Source organism: Methylobacterium sp. 22177, assembly GCF_052045615.1.
Lineage (GTDB): Bacteria > Pseudomonadota > Alphaproteobacteria > Rhizobiales > Beijerinckiaceae > Methylobacterium > Methylobacterium radiotolerans.
Map to the genome: position 1 here is coordinate 1 of NZ_JBQEPK010000106.1, position 3,660 is coordinate 3,660.

General features: G+C 71.5%; 3 protein-coding genes. 1 reads left to right on the plus strand and 2 read right to left on the minus strand.

Annotation, left to right across the window (positions count from 1 at the left end; all coding sequences use genetic code 11):
* Positions 1-791: adenylate/guanylate cyclase domain-containing protein (locus ACTJK8_RS32205; protein WP_440763198.1), on the minus strand; the 791-nt coding region annotated here is incomplete at its 3' end.
* A gap of 296 nt (positions 792-1,087) precedes the next feature.
* On the opposite strand from ACTJK8_RS32205, the gene ACTJK8_RS32210 reads away from it, so the two are divergent.
* A complete protein-coding gene (locus tag ACTJK8_RS32210) occupies positions 1,088-1,927 on the plus strand; it encodes an aldo/keto reductase (RefSeq protein WP_287082584.1) in 840 nt (279 codons plus the stop codon).
* Between the two features lie 12 nt (positions 1,928-1,939).
* Here ACTJK8_RS32210 and ACTJK8_RS32215 read toward each other — a convergent pair whose 3' ends face one another.
* Entirely contained in the window at positions 1,940-3,532 is a 1,593-nt protein-coding gene (locus ACTJK8_RS32215; protein ID WP_440763199.1) for a diguanylate cyclase, read from the minus strand.
* Positions 3,533-3,660 lie beyond the last annotated feature (128 nt).

Here is a 3,660-nt window from a genome sequence, read left to right on the forward strand (position 1 = left end):
TCGGCCGTGACCACCGAGCCGCCGTGCAGGGCCGCCCGCAGCCGCGGCACCGTGCCGAACCGGGCTTGCCAGGCCGCGGCGTCCGCCTCGATCCGGTCGAGCACCTCGAACACGCAGGTCACGCAGCGCGCGTCCTTCAGGCCGCGCTTCATCGGCCACGTGATCATCGCGAGGTCGCCGATGAAGTCGTCCGTGGAGCCGGCGTTGCGCCGCACCGGCTCGGCCAAGGTCGCGAACACCGCGCTGAGATAGGCCTGGGCGCGCAGGTCGCCGTGGGTCTCCGCGAAGGCCGTGGAGCCGACGACGTCGAGGAACAGGAAGATCCGCTCCTCCTGCACCGGCTTGTGGTAGCGGCCGATCATGAAGTTCACGAACACCTCGCCGCCGATCAGGTCGCGCATCCGGATGACGAAGACCAGCAGGCCCGACACCGCCAGGGCGTAGGCCAGGACCCGCGCCGTCATGCGGGTCGCGGTCGTGAGGTCGTCCGGTGTCAGGGCGAACGCCCAGACGACCAGGCCGCCCAGCGCGTTGCCCGCCATGATCATCAGCACGTAGGCGAGTTCCGCGGCCAGCACGTAGAGCCAGGCCGGCAGCCGGCGGATCCGCGCCTGCAGCCCGGCCAGGATCAGCCCGCGGTCGAAGGCCAGCACCGTGGCGCCCATGCAGAGGCCGTAGGTAAATCCGGCGAGCGGCGAGGCTCCGGCCGCGAAGATGATGTTGTAGAGCAACCCCGCGCCGGCCGCCGCCAGCAGGATCAGACCCCAGAATATCCGGTGGGCCGGCAGCATCGACGCATCTCCAGCAGGGCCAGCCGACGGACCGTGCGCGGGTCCGGGTGTCGCGTGGCCCTGCGCGGCGGCGCTGCGCGGGGCAGCGCAGGCTCGGCAAGCCCACGCCGCCGGACTCCGGGTATGGGCCCAAAGTTTAGCGCCGCGGGAGGCCGCATGCCATTGCTCAACGCCCCAAGATGGCGCGAGTAAGGCGTGCCGGGTTGTTGCGCGGCCGAGCCGTGATACGCCGGCGGCCCGGGACACGACCGGACCGCCGCCTGCAACCCCTGTGACAGCGAAGAGGGAGCGCTGCCATGTACGCCAGGAGCTTCGGCGCGACGCGCGTCTCTGTGCCGGTCATCGGCCAGGGCACGTGGCACATCGACAGTTCGGACCGGGCGGACGCGATCCGGGCACTGCGGGCCGGGATCGACGCCGGCATGACCCATATCGACACCGCGGAGATGTACGGCGACGCGGAGGCGATCGTCGCCGCCGCCGTCGCGGATTGCCGCGAGGAGGTGTTCCTCGTCTCGAAGGTGGTGCCGGGCAACGCGACGCGCCGGGGCGTCGCCCGGGCCTGCGAGGCCTCGCTCCGCCGCCTGCGGACGGATCGGCTGGACTGCTACCTGCTGCACTGGCCGGGCCAGCACCCGCTCGAGGAGACGATCGCGGGCTTCGAGGACCTGCGCCGGGCGGGCAAGATCCTGTCCTGGGGCGTCAGCAACTTCGACGTCGAGGATCTCGACCGCGCCCTCGCCATCGCGGGGCCGGACCGGATCGCGTGCAATCAGGTCCTCTACCACCTGAACGAGCGGGCCATCGAGCACGCCGTGCTGCCCTGGTGCGAGAAGCACGGCGTCGCGATGGTGGGCTACTCGCCCTTCGGCAGCGGCGACTTCCCCGATCCGGCCAGCGCCGGCGGCCGCGTGCTGGCGGGCATCGCGCAGAACCACGGCACGACGCCCTACGCGGTGGCCCTCGCCTACCTGACCCGGCTGCCGGGCACGTTCACGATCCCCAAGACCGGTCGCCCGGACCGGGCCGTCGCGAATGCCGGCGCGGCGGACCTGCACCTCGGCGCGGCCGAGATCGCCCTGATCGACGCGCATTTCCCGCGCGGACCGCGCCCCCGGATGCTGCCGATGCTCTGAGAGCGGGCCGGCTCAGGCCCGCAGCGCCAGGGTCACGGGATCGGCCGGCGCGGCGGCCCGGACGCGGTTGCGGCCGGCCTTCTTGGCCGCGTAGAGGGCCGCGTCCGCCGCCGGGAACAGGCCCTCGGGCGGATCGCCGCCGCCGGGATCTGCGCTGGCGACGCCGATGCTCACCGTGGCGCTGCCCCCGACCTCCGGGGCGTGGGGGATGCGGAGGTTCACCACGGCGCGGCGGATGCGCTCCGCCGCGACGCTGGCGGCCGTCGCGTCGAGGCCCGGCAGCAGGGCGACGAACTCCTCGCCGCCGATCCGGAAGCTGAGCCCGGCGGTATCGAGGGTCCGCTGCAGGCAGTCCGCCACCGCCCTCAGCACCTCGTCGCCGCGCTGGTGGCCGAAGCGGTCGTTGAACTGCTTGAAGTGGTCGGCATCGACGATCATCAGCGCCAGGGGTGTCCGGAGCTGGACGGCACGCTTCCACTCCACGGCGAAGTGCTCGTCGTAGCTGCGCCGGTTCGGCAGGCCGGTCAGGCCGTCGGTCCGCGCGAGCACGGCGAGCGCGGCGTTCGCCTCGCGGGTGGAGGCCTCGGCGGCCACATGGCGCCCCACCTCCCGGTGCAGCAGGACCGTCAGGCCGAAGGACAGGCCGCAGAGGCACAGGATCAGGACGCCGACGATCGCGGCCTTGTAGATCCAGACGCCGCGGATGCTGTCGACATCCGTCGCCACGGTCACGATCAGCGGCAGGTCGCCGAGGTCGGCGAAGCTGTAGACCCGCTCGACGCCGTCCAGGAACGAGCGCCCCTGGAACTCGCCGCGCGGCGTGGCCCGGTACATCTTGTAGCCCGTGCTCGCGCTGATGCTCAGGCCGAGCGCCTGCGGGAGGGCCGGCGCCCGGATCAGGAGCGTTCCGTCCCGGTGGAAGACGTTCAGGGCGATGCCGTCGTCGAAGTGCAGACGCTCGAACAAGGCCTGGAAATGCGCGAGCTTGATCGATCCCGAGACGATCCCGGCGAACGAACCGTCCGGCGTCCGGATCCGGCGGGTCATGCGGATGATCGGCTCCCCAGTCAGCCGCGACACGGTCGGGCCGGACAGGATCAGGCCGCCATCGGGGTTCGACCGGTGGAACTCGAATTCCGGCAGCGCGCGCAGGTTGGGCCGGGCGTGAACGGACGGATCACTGGTCAGACGGACATCGCCGGTCGCGTCCGTGACGGCGATCGGACCGAGCCCGGACCCCGCCACCGCCGTGTCGAACAGCGCCAAGCGCCGGATCTCCGGCTCCAGGGCCCCGATGTCGGTGCGGCTCGCGAGGCGCGCGGAGTTCTGCAGGGAGAGGTCGTAGACCCGCAGGCTGTGGCCGACGCCCTCCTCAATGACCGCCAGCAGGTTCGACGCGTTGCGGCGCGCGTTGTGCCAGGCGACGTCGCGCAGATCGAGGCAGAGATAGACGCCGAGCAGGGCCAGGCAGACCAGCAGGCACGTGCCGCCCACCGCGATCAGGCGCGAGGCGCGATCGTCGAGATGGGCTCGGATCGCTGTGGCGGTCGCGCGCAGGAGCATGGACTCGTTCGGGCTGCCGCCGGCCGCGCCATTGCGGTTCACGGACTTACTGTTGACCCGATCTTACGTCCGCGAAGATTGAAAAAGCGGTTATTAGCAGCATTAAGAAGCGCCAAATCGCTGCCTATACAAATAGAGGCCCGTATCCCTGTCAGTGCCGGCGCGGCGCG

Excerpts from the sequence above, each read along its gene's own strand:
- ACTJK8_RS32210 (WP_287082584.1), top strand. The coding sequence starts at position 1,088 with ATGTACGCCAGGAGCTTCGGCGCGACGCGCGTCTCTGTGCCGGTCATC.